General features: G+C 71.2%; 15 protein-coding genes. 8 read left to right on the top strand and 7 right to left on the bottom strand.

Going from position 1 to position 15,338, the window contains the following annotated elements:
* Window positions 1-324 precede the first annotated feature (324 nt).
* The 3 genes from ENC19_RS22720 (at window position 325) to ENC19_RS22710 (ending at window position 3,679) form a co-directional block, all read left to right on the top strand.
* Window positions 325-1,419: a saccharopine dehydrogenase family protein gene (locus tag ENC19_RS22720; RefSeq protein ID WP_164449100.1), complete on the top strand. Its 1,095-nt coding sequence runs from the start codon at window positions 325-327 to the stop codon at window positions 1,417-1,419.
* A gap of 251 nt (window positions 1,420-1,670) precedes the next feature.
* Complete coding sequence (locus ENC19_RS22715; RefSeq protein ID WP_164449099.1) at window positions 1,671-2,381, top strand: ThuA domain-containing protein; 711 nt, start codon at window positions 1,671-1,673, stop codon at window positions 2,379-2,381.
* A complete protein-coding gene (locus ENC19_RS22710; protein ID WP_328824347.1) occupies window positions 2,351-3,679 on the top strand; it encodes a Gfo/Idh/MocA family protein in 1,329 nt (442 codons plus the stop codon). Before ENC19_RS22715 ends, ENC19_RS22710 begins: the two co-directional genes overlap by 31 nt.
* On the opposite strand, the gene ENC19_RS22705 is transcribed toward ENC19_RS22710, so the two are convergent.
* Window positions 3,588-5,204, bottom strand: coding sequence for an SGNH/GDSL hydrolase family protein (locus tag ENC19_RS22705; protein WP_164449098.1), 1,617 nt, complete (start codon window positions 5,202-5,204; stop codon window positions 3,588-3,590). The two genes, ENC19_RS22710 and ENC19_RS22705, sit on opposite strands and share 92 nt — an antisense overlap.
* Window positions 5,205-5,411: 207 nt before the next feature.
* Here ENC19_RS22705 and ENC19_RS22700 point away from each other — a divergent pair, with 207 nt between their 5' ends.
* Window positions 5,412-5,831 carry a hypothetical protein gene (locus tag ENC19_RS22700; protein WP_309245978.1) on the top strand — a complete coding sequence of 140 codons (420 nt, stop codon included), beginning with the start codon at window positions 5,412-5,414 and terminating at the stop codon, window positions 5,829-5,831.
* Between the two features lie 104 nt (window positions 5,832-5,935).
* The gene (locus tag ENC19_RS22695) at window positions 5,936-6,538 is read left to right on the top strand and encodes a DsbA family protein (protein ID WP_164449097.1); all 603 of its coding nucleotides are present in this window, start codon (window positions 5,936-5,938) and stop codon (window positions 6,536-6,538) included.
* Window positions 6,539-6,548: 10 nt separating this feature from the next.
* On the opposite strand, the gene ENC19_RS22690 is transcribed toward ENC19_RS22695, so the two are convergent.
* From ENC19_RS22690 to ENC19_RS22680, 3 genes are all read right to left on the bottom strand, one after another.
* Entirely contained in the window at window positions 6,549-7,013 is a 465-nt protein-coding gene (locus tag ENC19_RS22690; protein WP_235945006.1) for a MarR family winged helix-turn-helix transcriptional regulator, read from the bottom strand.
* Between the two features lie 8 nt (window positions 7,014-7,021).
* Window positions 7,022-8,269, bottom strand: a complete 1,248-nt coding sequence (locus ENC19_RS22685) for an FAD-dependent oxidoreductase (protein WP_164449095.1) — start codon at window positions 8,267-8,269, stop codon at window positions 7,022-7,024.
* Window positions 8,270-8,332: 63 nt separating this feature from the next.
* Window positions 8,333-8,803: a hypothetical protein gene (locus ENC19_RS22680; protein ID WP_164449094.1), complete on the bottom strand. Its 471-nt coding sequence runs from the start codon at window positions 8,801-8,803 to the stop codon at window positions 8,333-8,335.
* Window positions 8,804-8,949: 146 nt separating this feature from the next.
* On the opposite strand from ENC19_RS22680, the gene ENC19_RS22675 reads away from it, so the two are divergent.
* On the top strand, window positions 8,950-9,309 hold the full coding sequence (locus ENC19_RS22675) for a hypothetical protein (protein WP_164449093.1): 360 nt from the start codon (window positions 8,950-8,952) through the stop codon (window positions 9,307-9,309).
* A gap of 15 nt (window positions 9,310-9,324) precedes the next feature.
* Here ENC19_RS22675 and ENC19_RS22670 read toward each other — a convergent pair whose 3' ends face one another.
* Complete coding sequence (locus tag ENC19_RS22670) at window positions 9,325-9,576, bottom strand: hypothetical protein (protein ID WP_208020988.1); 252 nt, start codon at window positions 9,574-9,576, stop codon at window positions 9,325-9,327.
* Between the two features lie 294 nt (window positions 9,577-9,870).
* On the opposite strand from ENC19_RS22670, the gene ENC19_RS22665 reads away from it, so the two are divergent.
* Window positions 9,871-10,509: a LysE family translocator gene (locus tag ENC19_RS22665; RefSeq protein ID WP_164449092.1), complete on the top strand. Its 639-nt coding sequence runs from the start codon at window positions 9,871-9,873 to the stop codon at window positions 10,507-10,509.
* 57 nt (window positions 10,510-10,566) lie between these two features.
* On the opposite strand, the gene ENC19_RS22660 is transcribed toward ENC19_RS22665, so the two are convergent.
* Both ENC19_RS22660 and ENC19_RS22655 read right to left on the bottom strand, forming a co-directional pair.
* A complete protein-coding gene (locus ENC19_RS22660; RefSeq protein ID WP_328824346.1) occupies window positions 10,567-12,120 on the bottom strand; it encodes a class I adenylate-forming enzyme family protein in 1,554 nt (517 codons plus the stop codon).
* A complete protein-coding gene (locus ENC19_RS22655) occupies window positions 12,117-13,691 on the bottom strand; it encodes an NAD(P)-binding domain-containing protein (protein WP_164449091.1) in 1,575 nt (524 codons plus the stop codon). Before ENC19_RS22655 ends, ENC19_RS22660 begins: the two co-directional genes overlap by 4 nt.
* 73 nt (window positions 13,692-13,764) lie before the next feature.
* Here ENC19_RS22655 and ENC19_RS22650 point away from each other — a divergent pair, with 73 nt between their 5' ends.
* Complete coding sequence (locus ENC19_RS22650) at window positions 13,765-15,315, top strand: aromatic amino acid ammonia-lyase (RefSeq protein ID WP_164449090.1); 1,551 nt, start codon at window positions 13,765-13,767, stop codon at window positions 15,313-15,315.
* Window positions 15,316-15,338 lie beyond the last annotated feature (23 nt).

Genomic DNA, 15,338 nt, shown 5'->3' with positions numbered 1-15,338 from the left:
CGCAATCCCGACAGCGACACCGTCCGAAGGGACAGGGAGGTGCCCGCCGACGGCACGCTGCGGCGGCTCGACCCCGACCGCACCTCGTCCTGGCGGAGGAGCACACCGCTGCCCGATCCGCTGGCGAGGCGAAGAATCGCCATGCGCCGGAGTCATGGCTTTCCTTACCAAGTCGCAGTGGTGCTCATGCCTTGGCCCGCCCAGACTCATCCCCATGGGCAGTGTCCGAAGAGGTGATCAGATGCGGGTGGCAAACGCTGAGCAGGCAGCGGCCTGGAATGGCCCGGTGGGGGCGCACTGGGCGGTGGTCACGGCGAGGTGGCAATGACCGACCATGGGATGGCCGTCGTGATCGGCGGTTACGGCGCAGTGGGTCGGGTGGTGGCCACCACGCTGGCCCGAGATTCGGCGTACGAGGTCGTTGTCGCTGGTCGTGATCTGGCGCGTGCCGAGGCCCTGGCCCGGAGCGGCCCGGGCCGGTTGACCCCGCGCCGGTTGGACCTCGACGACCCGCGGGGTCTCGACGGGTTGTTGGCCGACGCCGCCGTGGTGGTCATGTGTGTGGAGCGTCGTAACGAGGCGGTGGCGCGCGCGTGCCTGGACCGTGGCGTTCCTGTCGTCGACATCAGCGCGTCAGCCGACGTGCTGGCCGGCATCGAACGGCTCGATGCCACCGCGAAGCGGACCGGGACGGCCGCCGTGCTCAGCGTCGGGCTGGCACCCGGGCTGACCAACGTGCTGGCCCGACGCTGCACCGAACGCCTGCCATCCGCGACCTCCGTCGACGTGACGATCCTGCTGGGTACGGCCGGTGACCACGGGCCCGACTCGGTCCGCTGGACGGTGGCGGGACTGACGGCTCCGCCCGACCGGGCCCGACGGCCGGGACGGGCCCGGGTGGACCTGCCCGGGTTCGGCGTACGCACCGCGTACCCGTTTCCCTTCTCGGATCAGTACACGTTGACCCGTACGCTCGGCGTCCCGGTGACCACTCGTCTCTGTTTCGACTCCCGCGCGGTGACGGCGGCGTTGTTCGGGCTGCGTGCTGCCGGTGCCTTCCGGCTGGCGGATCGGCTGGGCGGGGCTCGCCTGCTGACCGGCGCGTCGAGCCGACTGCGGCTCGGCGGGGACCGGTTCGTGATGCACGCTTCGGCCACCGATGGGAGCGGGAGGCAGGTGTGGTCGGCGGTGACGGGCCGTCGAGAGGGTCACGCGACCGGCGTGGTGGCAGCGGAGATCGCCATCCGCCTGATGGGTCGTCGCTACCCGCCCGGAGTGCATCACATCGACCAGATCGTCGATGCGGGTGAGTTCCTGAGGACGATTCAGCGGCACGATCTGACCGTGCACGAGCAACCCGTCGCCGTTGCCGACCGAGCTGACGACGGGCCGGATCCCGGCCACGTCCAAAGGATGTGAGCAGTGCTGCGAGGAGTGTCAGCCGGCCGGGGCGCCTGCCGGTTGTCCGGGCGGTCGGTCGTCACGCGTCGGCGACCATTGCCTGGCTGAACCACTACTCCGGTGCATGGTGGGTAGGTTCCGATCCCGGTGCCTCGGGCGAGGGACTGAGTCAGGGTGTCGGCCCGGGTACGGTTAGCGGCGGTCGGATGTGCGGGCGTCGACCCGGGCGGCAGCGGTGGCCGGGTGCGGCGGACCGGGGAGGAGTGGGTGTGACGCGGCGCAAAGCCCTTGTGGTCCGAGGGGGGTGGGAGGGACACCGGCCGGTCGAGGCGACGGAGTTGTTCATCCCGTTCCTCGAACGCAGCGGATACGCGGTACGGGTGGAGGGGTCGACGGAGATCTACGCCGACGCCGCCGAACTGGCCGACACCGACCTCATCGTGCAGTGCATGACGATGTCGCAGATCACCGCGGAGCAGGTGGCGGGGCTGGCCGCGGCGGTCGTCGCGGGTACGGGTTTCACCGGCTGGCACGGCGGTGTCGTCGACTCGTTCCGCGCCTGTTCGGACTACCTGCACCTGGTGGGCGGGCAGTTCGCCACCCATCCGGGCGTCGAGCCGTGCGACCGTGGCGGCGGCGAGGCGGACAACTTCCTGCCGCACTCGATCACGGTCACCGAGCTGGGCCGGGAGCATCCGATCACCGCCGGGATCGAGGACTTCGATCTGGTCACCGAGCAGTACTGGGTACTGCACGACGACCTGATCGACGTCCTGGCCACCACCACCCACCCGACCCGGGAGTGGCACCCGTGGCACCGGCCGGTCACCTCACCGGCGATCTGGACCCGACACTGGGGCGCCGGGCGGATCGTGGTGACGACTCCAGGACACAGCCTCGACGTGCTGGAGCACGCGAGCGTCCGTACCGTCATCGAGAGGGGGATGGTGTGGGCGACCCGCACGGCGTCGGCGTCGTAGGTCTCGGGTTCATCTCCCGCGCGTACCTGCACACGCTCGCCAACCATCCCACCGTGCGCGTCGTCGCGGTGGCCGACCTGGACCCGGCCCGAGCCGACGCCGCCGCCGCCACGATTCCCGGCGCCGAGGCGGTCGCTGTCGAGCGCCTGCTCCACCACCCCGACGTGGCGACGGTGCTGAACCTCACCATCCCGGCCGCGCACGCCGAGATCTCCGGCGCGGCGATCGACGCCGGCCGCAACGTCTACGTCGAGAAGCCGCTCACCGTCGCGTTCCCGCAGGCCCGGTCGCTCATCGACCGGGCGACGGCGGCCGGCGTCCGGGTCGGCTGCGCGCCGGACACCGTCCTTGGCACCGGTACGCAGACCGCCCGAGCGGCGATCGACGGTGGCCTGATCGGCCGACCGTTCTCCGCGTCGGCCGTCATGGTCACCCCGGGACACGAGCGCTGGCACCCCAACCCCGACTTCTACTACGTCCCGGGCGGCGGCCCGCTCATGGACATGGGGCCGTACTACATCTCCGCCCTGGTCCACCTGCTCGGGCCGGTCCGTGCGGTGGTCGGGGCGGCCAGTCGGCTGCGGGACTCCCGGGTCATCGGCTCGGGCCCCCGCTCCGGGCAGCGGATCCCGGTCGAGGTGCCGACCCACGTGAGCGGTGTACTGGAACACGCGGGAGGTGCCCTGAGCACCCTCACGACCACCTTCGACGGTGTCGCGACGACGGCCGCGCCGATCGAGGTACAGGGGGAGGAGGGCACCCTCGCCGTACCCGATCCGAACACCTTCGACGGGGAGGTCCGCCACCTGGCGCTCGACGGCCCCGGGTGGCGCACCCTGCAACCGCGGGCCGGCTACGTCGCCGCGTCCCGAGGGGTCGGCCTGATCGACCTGGTCCACGCCGACGAGCTGCGTCCGCCACGGGCCAGCGGTGCGGTCGCGCTGCACGTGCTCGACATCATGACCGCCCTGCTCCGGTCGGCCGAGGAGGGCCGGCGGGTCGAGCTGACCACCACGGTCGACCGCCCCGCACCCGTCCCGCTCACCCCGACCGAGGACTGGCTCTCGCTCCCGCGCCCGAGCACTGACGGCGCCGGCACCCTGGTGGGCGCTGCCGCGGCCCGCTCGGCGCCTGCCCGCCGGTGCCCGGGGCGGCACCGGATGGGCGCCCCGGCGGACCAGGGCGCCCTGACGGCTCGGTGGAGGGTCAGAGTGGGGGAAGGACCTGGGCCACCCGGGTCGCCATCGCCTGGTAGCCCGAGGCATTGGGGTGGAACGAGTCGCTCAGCGGCGAGGTGAGGCCGTTGGCCCATACGCCGTTGGTGCTGCAGAGCCGGTGACCGCGGAACAGGTCCAGTCCGTTGACGTAGACGACGCGGGAGTCGCCGGTGGCCAACACGGCGTCCCGGATCATTCTGTCGGTCTGTACGGTCGCCTCGTAGATCGCTCTCCGCTCGCTCTCGACGAGGTTGCTTCCCAGATCGGGGCAACGGTCCTGGGTCGGCTGCGGGTCCGCGGGGTCGTCCGGGTTGGGTACGACGGCCGGGTAGCTCAGCACCATGAGCTTCCCGCCGGGGTGCATCTCTGCTCGGATCTGCCGGTACAGAGTCGTGAGTTGGGCCTGTACCTGGTACAGCTCCTGCGGGGTGACCAACGGTCCGGACGCGGAGCAGTCGGCGCCCAGGTAGCAGCCGGTGAGTTTGGCCGAGAAGCCGAGGTCGTTGCCGCCGATGGTCAGCGTGACGAGCCGGGTGTGCGGTTGTATCGCGTCCAGTTGGGGCGGTAGGCCGGACTGCTGGCTCGCGTACAGGTCGGGAATCCTCGCGCCGTGACACGCCGCCAGAGTCGGCCGGTCCACCGGAAGTCCTGACAGGACTGTCCCCGTGATGAGGTTGGCGTAGGTCGCGGGCGACCGCCGGCAGGACGCGTCGGAGTACGGTGGCGCGCCGGTGCCCGAGGAGTAGGAGTCACCGAGGGCGACGTGGCGGATCACCGGGGACTGCAGCCCGGTCCCGAACGGCCCGGTGCCCAGCACGATGTGCAGCAGGTTGGTGCCGAGGCCCTCACACAGCAGGTAGCGCAGCCCCGGTATGGGGAAGCAGCCGCCCCAGTAGACCCCGGCCGGAGCCAACAGGTAGAGCTCGAAGGCGATCTCCACGGTGCGACCACCGTCGAAGAGTTCGCCCGGAATGCTGACGCCGCCCGAGGTCGCGCCGTAGTAGGTCTGCCCGTAGGTCAGGGGTGCCGTGGTGTAGAGGAACTGGCCGTCGAAGCGGCCGCGGTCGATCACGCCCGTGGCGATGTAGGCCGCGTTGAGCCAGAAGTTGCAGCCGAACTCCGCCAGGTAGGAGATGTTCGCCGCGTAGTTGGTCTGGTTGGGCGTACCGCTGACGGAGCTGTTCCGTGTGATCGCCTCGGTGCAGTACAGCCCGGTCGGCGGGTCGTCGGGGTCGGCCTGCGGCGACGTCCCCCGGAACGTCGGCATGTCGACCGTACGGATCGCCGCACGGGCCGAGCTGTCCGCCTTGAGTGTGGCGCCGGGACCCTTCGAGGCGCCCGGCAGCGCCTTGGGCTGTTGCGGGGTCAGCGGCGTCGCGAACGGCGTTACCTTCTTGGTGGTGCCGGGAAGGGTCACCGGGTCGGGTGCCTGGATATCGGGCTGCCAACCTGCGCCCCGCGCTGCCGGTAGGGCCGCAGCGCCGTCATCGACAGGTGGCGTCGCGGCCAGCGCGGGTTGTGCGCTGACGAGCAGCCCACCGATGACCGCAACCATGGCGAGTAGTCGCCGCTGCCGTCCCGGTGACACGGCTCCGCGTGATGTCACGGCCTACCTCCCAGCGTCATGTGATCGACTTGTGACGATCAGTTACATGGATGCTAGGCAATGCACAGGGTGGCGCGGATCCGTGAAACTACGCAAAGTAGCGCGTGAGAAGGCATCCTCGCCGCCGTGCGGTGTGGGCCGCGAGACACTTGTCGCGGAGCTGATGGAAGCGGAGGGAGCGTCATGACTGTCGCTGGGGTTCTCGGCGTGCTGCTGGCGCTGTTCGTCGCGGCGGCAGCGTTCGCCCGTCTGGGCCGTCGGCGCGCCACGCCGGACGCGCTGGGTCGGTCGTTGCGACTGCTCGCGCTCGGGGTGACGCTGGGGATCGCCGTCGCCGTACTGCCCGACACGGTGTCGGATAGTGGCGTCGCAGCCAGCTATCTGCTGGGCGTGCCGACGATCGCGGCTCTGCTGCCCCTCGCCGCGGACCTGGTGGGCCGCGCGGTCGGTGTCACGACGACGCTGGCAGCGATTGTCGTCCTGGCCTGGGGGCTGCTCCTCGGCCTCGGCGACGGTGTCTACTTCGTGATTCCGGCACTGGTGCTCGGCGCGGCCGCCGTCGTGTCGGTCACGCCACGGCGCGGGACGTCCGTCCCCGAGCGTCAGGACCGGGCCGCGGACGCGTGAGGCGTTCCCGGTGGGCCTGCGGACCGGCCAGGAAACTGGCGCGACGGATTCGCACCAGCCAGGCAGATCCGGGCCTTCGTGATCGGCGGGATAGGTTTGGAGTCATGCCTCAGCTGACCGTGAGGTTCTGGTTCGACCCGAGTTGCCCGTACACCTGGCTCGTCTCTCGGTGGATGCGCGAGGTCGAGCAGGTCCGTCCGGTACGCGTCGTATGGCAGATCATGAGCCTGTCCATACTCAACGAGGACCGCGACGACGACCCGGAGGACGACCCGGACGGCTTCCTGTGGGGACCTGCTCGTCTGTTCGCCGCTGTCCAGCACCAGTACGGCGCTGAGGCCGTCGGTCGGCTGTACGACCGGTACGGCGCGATGGCCCATGGCGGTGCCTGGGGTCCGGTCGAGACGGTGCTGACTGCGGCCGGACTGCCCACCGACCTCGCGACCGCCTGGCACTCGTCCGAGCACGACGAGGTGCTGCGGGCGTCACACACGGCCGGGGTCAGTTGGATAGGAGATCACGTCGGAACCCCGATCACCCTGGTGGAGCCCGAGGCCGGTCGACCGATCGTCTGGTTCGGGCCGGTGCTGTCCCGAGTGCCACAGGGTGAGGCGGCGGGCCGACTGTGGGACGGCACGCTCCTGGTCGCTGAGGCCGATGGATTTCACGAACTCAAGGGTCGCCACCACGAGCCGCCGGTGTGGTGACTCGCTGACGTCAGCTGCCGAGGCGGTCCAACTCGGCGAGGTACATCGCCTGCATGCGCTCGTTGTGCCGGACCAGCAGCTCGATCTCCTCGACGGTGTAGCCCTCGACGAGTCGTGCCGCCCGCGCGGCGAACCGCTCGTACGGTCGCGCCAACTCGGCGGTCCGCTCCGGCCGCAGGGTGACGACCACCCGCCGCCGGTCGGCCGGATCGCGTTCGGCCGTGACGTAGCCGGCCTGCTGGAGCCGCCGGAGCATGCTGGTCACGGCTCCGGTGGTGAGGTTGGTCCGCTCGGCGACCTGCCCGGCGGTGGCGGATCCGACGTCGGCCAGGTAGTCCAGGCACTCCAGGTCGCTCACGGTGAGGCCGAGCCGCTCCGCGATGGCGTACCGGAACACCATGGACAAACGCGCGGTCTCCCGTCCTGCGCGCATGAGGTCGGCGATCGCGCAGGCGCGGGCCGGCTCGGTGGACATGCCCGCCATCATGCCTCCGGTACGGTGACCGGGTGCAGCCGAGGTAGCAGGCGGGTCAGCACCCAGTGAGGTGCGGCCGCGCCGCCGGTGAGGCGGCGCATCAGCCGGGCGGCGGTGTCGACGGCGCGGAAGGCGTAGGGCACCATCTCGTTCTGGTAGCTGGCGATCGCCTTCTCCACCGGGGTGCCGCTCGTCCGGGCCTCGACCAGCCTGCGGCCGAGCAGGGCGGCGTCGCGCAGCGCGGTGTTGCCGCCGTGGGCGCCGAACGGCGGCATGGCGTGCACGGCGTCGCCCATCATCGTCGCCCGGGGCACCGCCCATCGGCGTGGGCGCTGGCCGGTGGCGAAATGGTTGAGCACCGTGGCGTCGACCTCGGCCGTGTCGACCAGCCGCCGGACGAGCGGGTGGAAGTCCCTGCTCCGCTGGGCGGCCAGTTTCCACTGCGCCAGCAGGTGCCCCCGTACGTCGACGGGCACCTCCTCCTGCGGGAGCAGCAGCGCCCACATGACGTAGTCGTCCCCGGTGGGCGCGTAGCTGCCCGGAGCCAGGCGGGCGAACGCCTCCTGCGGGCGCTCGCCGAAGCGCATCGACGTGAAGAAGAAGGCGCGGCCCGGCCGGTCGGCGATGGCCAGGACGCCGCTGCTACGCAGCGCGTCCGGTAGGACGTTCTCGCCGTGGCGCCACAGGGGCGACCGGCCGTAGATGCCCACCATCCCGGTGTTGGCCGGGTCCGCCTCTGGCATGAGCTGCGTGCGCAGCGCCGAACCGACGCCGTCCGCGCCCACGACGACGGCCGCTGGGACGGATCCGCCCTCGGCGAACCGCAGTCGCGGCCGGGCCGGGTCGCCGCTGTCCACCGCGACGGCGGTCCTTCCGTAGTGGATACGCCCGTCCAGCCCGGACTGCAGGATCGACCGCAGGGTCAGCCGGTCGACCTGACGGGTGGCGTGCGGTTCGTCCTTGAAGGTGATGGTGAACGCGTCGCGCAGCCGGCTGTCGGTGAAGCGCAGGTGGCCGCCGGGCTCGTCACCGGTACTCAGTGCCAGTCGGTACAGCGGTCGGGGCAGGCTCTCGCGCAGCGCCTCCAGTCCGTACCGGTTGAGAATGATCCGGTAGCCCTGACGCCGGACGAAGGGGCCGGGATCCCGCTCGTAGACGTGCGCGTCGATGCCGGCGCGGGTCAGGTACTGGGCGAGGCAGAGGCCGGAGAGACCGGCACCGGCGATCGCCACCGAGAAGTCAGTCGATACGCTCATGGAATTATCTTAATGACTAAGGTAATTTGGGCAAGGCCGCCGGCATGCGGAGCGGTTCGAGCGTCAGGTAGGCCCGAGCCATCGGGTCACCTGTTCGGTGAGGACCACCTCGTACGGGAGACGTCGCAGCCCTGCCGCCGTCACGTTCAGGCCGCGGGCCCGAGCCAGGTCGGCCAGCCACGACCACGGGTGCTCCTCCGTGGCTGTCCCGTCGTCGGTAAGCACGACATTCATCACGTTCCGGGTGATCTCGTCGCGAGTGAGGTGGACCGGGGCGGCGCCCGAAGGCGGGCCAGCGGCTGTCCGGCCGATGGTGAAGCCGCGATCCTCGTGCAGGATCACGCGCCGGCTGTCTTCCAGCCTGACGAACTCGGCCACCGAGAAGCTCTGGGAGCCCGCGTCGTCGGGGCGCCGCGGCCGGAGGTCGCAGATGGCGCCGACCCCCACGACGCGGCCGGGCGCGACAGGCGGCAGACCCGGGCGAGCGTCCACGGCCTCGGGGTGCGCCCGCCAGCCGTCAGCCACACCGCTCACCGTCCCGCTCCCCAATCAGGCTGCGTCACGTCGGTCTGCCTCCCTCCGAGCAGGTGAGATACCCGTACCGGTCTGATACCGTCTGCGGCCCGGCTGACCGCCGTTTCGGTGGGCCCTCCGCGTCGACGATCAAAAGGCTTTATCCGATGAACAACTCGTCGTATCGCGACCAGGTTGCGATGGTCAGGAGGATCAGGTCCTACCGGTTGCTGGTGGTGTCCTGGCGTCTGATGTTCCTCAGCGCGGCTGCGGGCGCGTTGGCAGTGCTCCTGCGCGAGAACGATGTGATCAGCCAGGCGGTACTCGCCGTGCTCATCGCGCCGATCATAGTGGTGTACTGCCTTTCCTTCTTCGTGGTGATCGGCGCCGGCGCGATTCACTCCGTGCAGTCCTCGGCGATTCCGTTGGGCAGGGGCATCCTTGAGCGTCAGATGCGATTCTCCCGCATGTTTCTCGCGGACCTGTTCACCCTGCCGTGGAACCTGTCGAAGAATCCTGAGAAGTGATCCGGGCCCGAGCCGCTAGAACGAGCCGCCGGTGTTTCGGATCAGCTGCCGGAGTACCTTGAGGGCCGTGACGTAGTCCGCGTCATCGATGCCCTTGTGGATCTGGGCTCGGATGGTCGGTGCGTGTCGGGCCACGGTGACGCGAGCCTCTTCACCAGCGTCGGTGATCCGTAGCCGCCCGTCCCCGTCGCTGGTCAGCCACCCGCGTTCCCGCAGCACCCGTGCTTCGGCGTCGAGGTCGTCTTCCGCCCTCAGGTACGAGCTCATCGATGAGTGACTCGTAGGCGACGCCGGTCCAGTAGGCGGCAGGCTGCCCTGCGAGTTCGGCGTCGGACAGATGCGTCATCACGTGATCTACCTCCGGCGGTCAGTGGTTGAGCCCGACGGTAGAACCTCAAGCTCGGTTCAGATCAAGAGCGGGCGGTCGGGTTGACGCGCGACGCGGTCCGTCTCGGCGCGGCTCGTTCGGCGGCCTTTCGCGGAAAGTGCTGCAATGCATCCACAGCACAGCGACGCGCTCGCGGTGACGTTGGTCCCCACGCAGCGCCGTGAGGAGCGGTGATGACAAGTGGACAGCTGCTGACCTTCAGTGGTGTCGTCGTTCTCGGTGCCATGTCACCCGGGCCGGACTTCGCCGTCGTCGTACGCCGCTCGGCTCTTGCCGGCCGGGTGCACGGCATGGCGACGGCGGTCGGAGTCGCCGCCGGGGTCCTCGCCTGGGTGGTCGCCGCCGCCACCGGCGTTGCCGCAGCGGTCGCCGTGACGCCCGTCGCCTTCACCATCATCAAACTCGTGGGCGCTGGCTACCTGGTGTACCTGGGCGTCAACGCGCTGCGCTCGGCGTGGCGCCACGGCTCGTCCGTCCCATCCGATCCCGACAACGGGTCAACCGTCGAGTCAGGATTGTGGGCGGCGTTCCGCGACGGTCTGCTGTGCAACGCGCTCAACCCGAAGGCGGCCGTCTTCTTCGTCGCGCTGCTGCCACAGTTCCTCCCGGCCGACGCCGGCCTCGTGTCCATGCTGGCGCTGTCGGCGATCGCCGTGGCCATCACGGTCGGGTGGTTCCTCACCGTGGCGAACCTGGTCGCCGCGGCTCGCCGGGCCTTCTCCCGGCCGGCCACCCGTCGCCTCGTCGACGGGGTGAGCGGCGCGCTGCTGATCGGCCTCGGTGTCCGCCTCGTGTTCACCAGCGCAAGGTAAGCCCACTCCCGATCGCCGCGGCCGCCGGAGGGCCCGGCGGGGCAGGGTCGCCGCCGGTCAGCCGGCGGCGTCGTGCGCGTCGAGCGAGCCGGCCAGGCGTCGCTTGTCGGGCTTGCCGGCGGCCGTGACCGGCACCTCGGCGATGAAGGTGATCGTCCGGGGAGTGCTGGGCTCGCCGAGCTGCTGTCGGACCAGCTCGCGCAGCACGTCCGGATCCGGTTGCCGGCCCGCGGCGGGGACCACGAAGGCGTGCACCGCCTCGCCGGTGTCCTCGTCGGGTGCGGCCACCACGTACGCCTCGGCGACATCGGCGCAGCTGGCCAGGACACGTTCGATCGGGCCGGCGTACCGGAGGTCGGCGTTGACGATGACGACGTCCCGGGACCGCCCCAGCAGGTGCAGGTAGCCGTCGTCGTCCAGCCGACCACGGTCGCGGGTGCGTACCCAGCCGCCGGTGAAGACCTCGGTGGTCTCCGTCGGGTCGTCCCAGTAACCGCTGGCCTGCGACGGGGTGCGGACGAAGATCTCCCCCTCGACGCCGGGAACGACCTGCCGCCCGTCGGCGTCGCGGACCTGTACGTCGACCACGGCCGGCGGGCGGCCCACCGAGGCGAGCAGAGCCGGGGCGGCGAGCATCTCCGCCGGGGTCAGCATGGCGATCATGCCGGTCTCGGTCTGGCCGTAGCCGTGGTAGACGACCGGCCCGAGCACATCGAGCGCCTCGGCGAGCCGGGCCGGGTGCAGCGGGGAGCCGGAGACCAACAGGGCGCGCAGCGCGCCAAGGTCGGTCGGCGCGGCGCGCTGGGCGGCGACCAGCTTCGCCAGTCGGCCCACGGTGATCACGCTGGCGCTCGCCCGGTGCCGGACCAGCGCGTCGGGAAAGAACGGCACACCGGCGCGGGGTGGCTCGGCGATCACCATGGTGCCGCCGGCGGCCAGGGTGAGAATGCCGTACTCCAGCATCACCTGGCTGGCCAGCGAGCCGAAGACCAGGTAGCGGTCGAGGTGGCCGGCGAGGTCGCGGACCGCCGGCGGCCATCGGTCCGGGTGCGCCGCCCAGGCAGCGTCGAGGGACGCGTACGTCTGGAGGCAGCCCTTCGGGTTGCCGGTGCTGCCGCTGGTGTAGACGACCCGGGCGATGTCGTCCGGACGCCCGGCGGGGACCGGCGGTGTGCCGTCGGCCGGGGTGACGGTCAGGTCGGGTGTCCCGTCGACCGGGCCGACGCCGAGCAGCGGGAGGCCGGCGGTGACCGCCCGCAGCTGCGGGGTCACGGTCGAACGGTCGACGAGCACCGCCGCGATCCGGTGACCGAGCAGGTGCCGCAGGTGGTCGTGGGGGAGTCCGGGGCGTACCCCGGCGACCCGGGCGCCGACCACGTGTGCCGCGACGACGGCGGCGAACGCCTCCGGGGACACACCGAGCAGCACCGCCACCCCCGTACCGCGACCGATTCCCGCCGCTTGCAAACCGGCGGCGATCCGGGCGACCAGTTCGGCCACCTCGTCGGCGTGGACGATGCGCGAGCCGTGCTCGAAGACCGGCCGGTCCCGCCCGCCGGCCAACAGGTCGAGGATCGCCTGCGGGTAGCCCGGCAACGGGTGCGTGGTCACCCGGACGCTCCCGCGGCAGCGGCGACGCCGGCCAGGGACTCCTTGACGAAGACCGTCAGCGGCTGCTGGTGCACGGTGGGCAGGTTCCACTCGTTCTCCAGGTTCTCCGCCAGGTGGTGCACCGCCACCACCTGACCGTCCCGGTACTGCCGCACGACCGGGTGCAGGTACGTGGCCTGGTGCGCGGCGTACGCGTCGTTCTCCGCCACCCGGGGCACCGCGACGTCGAACGGGTCGACGCAGTCGTGGTCCGGCCCGTACTCGAGGGTCACGGTGAGCGCCCAGCCGCCGCCGCCCAGTCCGCCGTCGGCGAGATACGCCATCGGCACCTCCTCGTGGTAGTAGGCGGTGTCGTCGCGTACCGTCACCACGTCGCCGAGCACCCCGAACTGTTGCCAGAGCGCCGAGGAGCGGTTGATCCGGGCGATGATCGCGTCGGTGATCGCCTCGGCGGTCGCCGCCAGTCGGGTGGTCGGCCAGTCCGCGTCGTGGTAGCGGGCGGCGAGGATGCGGTGCAGCGCCCGGACCCCGTACCGGAAGCCGTGGATGAAGCCACTCGTCGACCGTTTGAAGTCCCGCTGCTGGGTGAGGGTGCCGGCGAAGTAGAGGTCGGGGACCGTGGTCGACTCGTACGCCGAGGTCTGCTCCGGGAACCGGTCGTCGATGACCAGCCGGGGCCGGCAGCTGTCGTCGAAGATGCTCGCGTCGAACCGGAATCCGGTGCACACGATGACCCGGTCGTAGCGGATCTCCCGGATCGCCTCGACGGTGCGGGCGTACCGCAAGCGGACCAGGTAGCCGCCCTCGGGCCGGCGGTGGATGCTCTCCACCGTGCCGTCGAGGACGGCGTTCTGCGACTTCAACTGGTAGCTGTCGAGGAAGTTGTTGTTCACCGCCCGCAGGTGCCCGACGTAGTGTGACTGCCAGGCGAAGCGGACCGAGCGGGGACCGGCCAGGTGCACCACGGCGGCGGTCTCCATCAGCGCGTCGGCGGTCTCGAAGCCGGAGTTCCCCTTGCCGATGATCATGACGCGTTGGTCGACGAAGTCGGCCGGGTCGACGCTGACCGTGTCGTACCGCTCGGCGTTGTCGATCCCGTCGATGGCCGGCACGTACAACCGCGAGACGCCGGTCGCGACGACCAGCCGGCGTCCCCGCCAGGTGTGACCGTGGGCGTCGAGGGCGTGGAAGCCGTCGTCGTCGCGGCCGATCCGGACCACCGGGGTCTGGTAGCGCACCCGCACTCCGGTCGCCTCGGCGAAGTCGGCGAGGTAGCGCAGCAGGTCGTCGGCGGCCGGGAAGTAGCGCTTGCTGTACCGGCCGAACAGCAGCTCCGGGTCGTCGCTGAGCAGGGAGTTCCAGTCCATCCGCAGGTTGAACTCCGGATCGTCGGAACCGGTGTGGACCTTGTTGATGGAGATCAGCTTGCGGTGCCGCGGATAGCTGCGGAAGAAGGTGCCGGGCGCGGCGCCGGCCTCCAGGACGACGTAGTCATGACCGTCGCGTTCGAGCAGCGCGCCGAGTTGCAGTCCCGCCGGCCCGGCGCCGATGATCAGATAGGCGTGCGTCATGTGCCGGACGGTAGCCACCGGTCATCAGAGATAACTCAGACCGCTCTGAGAATCCACGGCTACGGTCGGCCCGATGACGACCCACACCGTGTCCGCCGTGGCCGCTCCGATCGACCTGGCCCGCCCGCTGCGGGTGTCGGACCTGCGTCGGGCCGCGACCGAAGTCACCGTCGAACTCACCGCCGAGGTACGCGACCGGGTGCGACGCTCCCGCGAGCACCTGCGCGAGGTGCTCGGCGACGACCGTCAGGTCTACGGCGCCACCACCGGGTTCGGCGCGCTCGTCGGGTTCGCCGGCCGCGACGACGACGCGGACCAGTGCGACAACACCCTCGCCCACCTCGGTGCCGGGCAGGGCCCGGACATCGACCCGGCGGTGGTCCGGGCGGCGCTGCTGGTCCGGGTCTGGTCGCTGGGCCAGGGTGCCTCCGGCGTCTCGCCGCGGGTGGTCGAGGGGCTCGCCGCGATGTTCGGTACGACGTTCGTGCCAGCGATGCCGCGCCTCGGTTCCGTCGGGGCCAGCGGTGACCTCATTCCGCTCGCCTACGCCACCCAGTCGCTGCGCGGTCGGGGCTGGGCCTATCTGGACGGTGACCGGATGTCGGCCGCCGAGGCGCTGGCCGGGGCCGGGCTGACACCGTTGCTGCTCGACGGACGCGACGCGCTGGCGTTGGTGAACGGTACCTCGCTGACCACCGCCGCCACCGCGCTCGCCCTGGACGACGTCCGCCGCGCGCACCGGGCCGCCCAGCTGCTGAGCTGCCTGCTCGTCGACGTGCTCGGCTGCGATCCAGGCCAGTTCCTGCATCCCCGGCTGCTGGCCGCGTACGGGCACCCCGGCGCGGTCGACGTCGGCGCCCGGATGCGGCGGTGCCTGACCGGAGCGGTGCCGTCGAGCGGGCGCCCGCTCCAGGAGGCGTACAGCATCCGCTGCACCCCGCAGTTGCTCGGGGCGGCCGAGGACGCGCTGCGCTACGTCGACGGCGTGGTGGAGTCGGATCTGCGTAGCGTCAGCGACAACCCGGTGTTCGTCCCCGACGAGGACCTGGTGCTGCACGGCGGCAACTTCTTCGGTCAGCCGGCGGCCTTCGCCGCCGACCTGCTGGCGACGGTGGCCGCCCAGCTCGGCAACCTCGTCGAGCGTCAGCTCGACCTCCTGGTCGACCCGGCCCGCAACGGTGGGCTGCCGCCGATGCTCGCGGCCGGTCCGGGACGGCAGCACGGGCTGCAGGGCGCCCAGCTCGCCTCGACCGCGATGGTCGCGGAGATCCGTCGGCAGGCCACCCCGGCCGGGATGCAGAGTCTGCCCACGAATCTGCACAACCAGGACGTCGTGCCGTTCGGCACCCAGGCCGCGCTGCGCGCCGTGGACCAGGCACGGTTGCTGCGGCTGATCTGCGGAACCCTCGCGGTGGGGCTGCGTCAGGCGATCCACGTCGGTGCGCGTACCCCGACCGCGCCGGCCTGCGTCGCGGCGCTGCAGCGGCTCGCGGAGACCGTACCGGCGATCGATCCGGACCGGCCGCTCGACGACGACGTCCGTCGCGCCGCCGACCTGCTCGACCTGCTGACCGGGGCACCGCACTGGCCGGCGCCGACGGCGGCGGCCGGGATCGACGGCTGATTTTTCTCTGAGTTCGCCTTCGT

This window comes from Verrucosispora sioxanthis (assembly GCF_010560025.1).
In the GTDB taxonomy this organism is placed as follows: Bacteria; Actinomycetota; Actinomycetes; order Mycobacteriales; family Micromonosporaceae; genus Micromonospora; species Micromonospora palythoicola.
Note: the sequence above shows the minus strand (reverse complement) of the source record. Positions and strands in the feature narration are given on the sequence as shown.

Excerpts from the sequence above, each read along its gene's own strand:
- ENC19_RS22650 (WP_164449090.1), top strand. The coding sequence starts at position 13,765 with ATGACGACCCACACCGTGTCCGCCGTGGCCGCTCCGATCGACCTGGCC.
- ENC19_RS22685 (WP_164449095.1), bottom strand. The coding sequence starts at position 8,269 with ATGAGCGTATCGACTGACTTCTCGGTGGCGATCGCCGGTGCCGGTCTC.
- ENC19_RS22670 (WP_208020988.1), bottom strand. The coding sequence starts at position 9,576 with ATGAGCTCGTACCTGAGGGCGGAAGACGACCTCGACGCCGAAGCACGG.
- ENC19_RS22690 (WP_235945006.1), bottom strand. The coding sequence starts at position 7,013 with ATGTCCACCGAGCCGGCCCGCGCCTGCGCGATCGCCGACCTCATGCGC.
- ENC19_RS22665 (WP_164449092.1), top strand. The coding sequence starts at position 9,871 with ATGACAAGTGGACAGCTGCTGACCTTCAGTGGTGTCGTCGTTCTCGGT.
- ENC19_RS22720 (WP_164449100.1), top strand. The coding sequence starts at position 325 with ATGACCGACCATGGGATGGCCGTCGTGATCGGCGGTTACGGCGCAGTG.
- ENC19_RS22655 (WP_164449091.1), bottom strand. The coding sequence starts at position 13,691 with ATGACGCACGCCTATCTGATCATCGGCGCCGGGCCGGCGGGACTGCAA.
- ENC19_RS22695 (WP_164449097.1), top strand. The coding sequence starts at position 5,936 with ATGCCTCAGCTGACCGTGAGGTTCTGGTTCGACCCGAGTTGCCCGTAC.
- ENC19_RS22675 (WP_164449093.1), top strand. The coding sequence starts at position 8,950 with ATGAACAACTCGTCGTATCGCGACCAGGTTGCGATGGTCAGGAGGATC.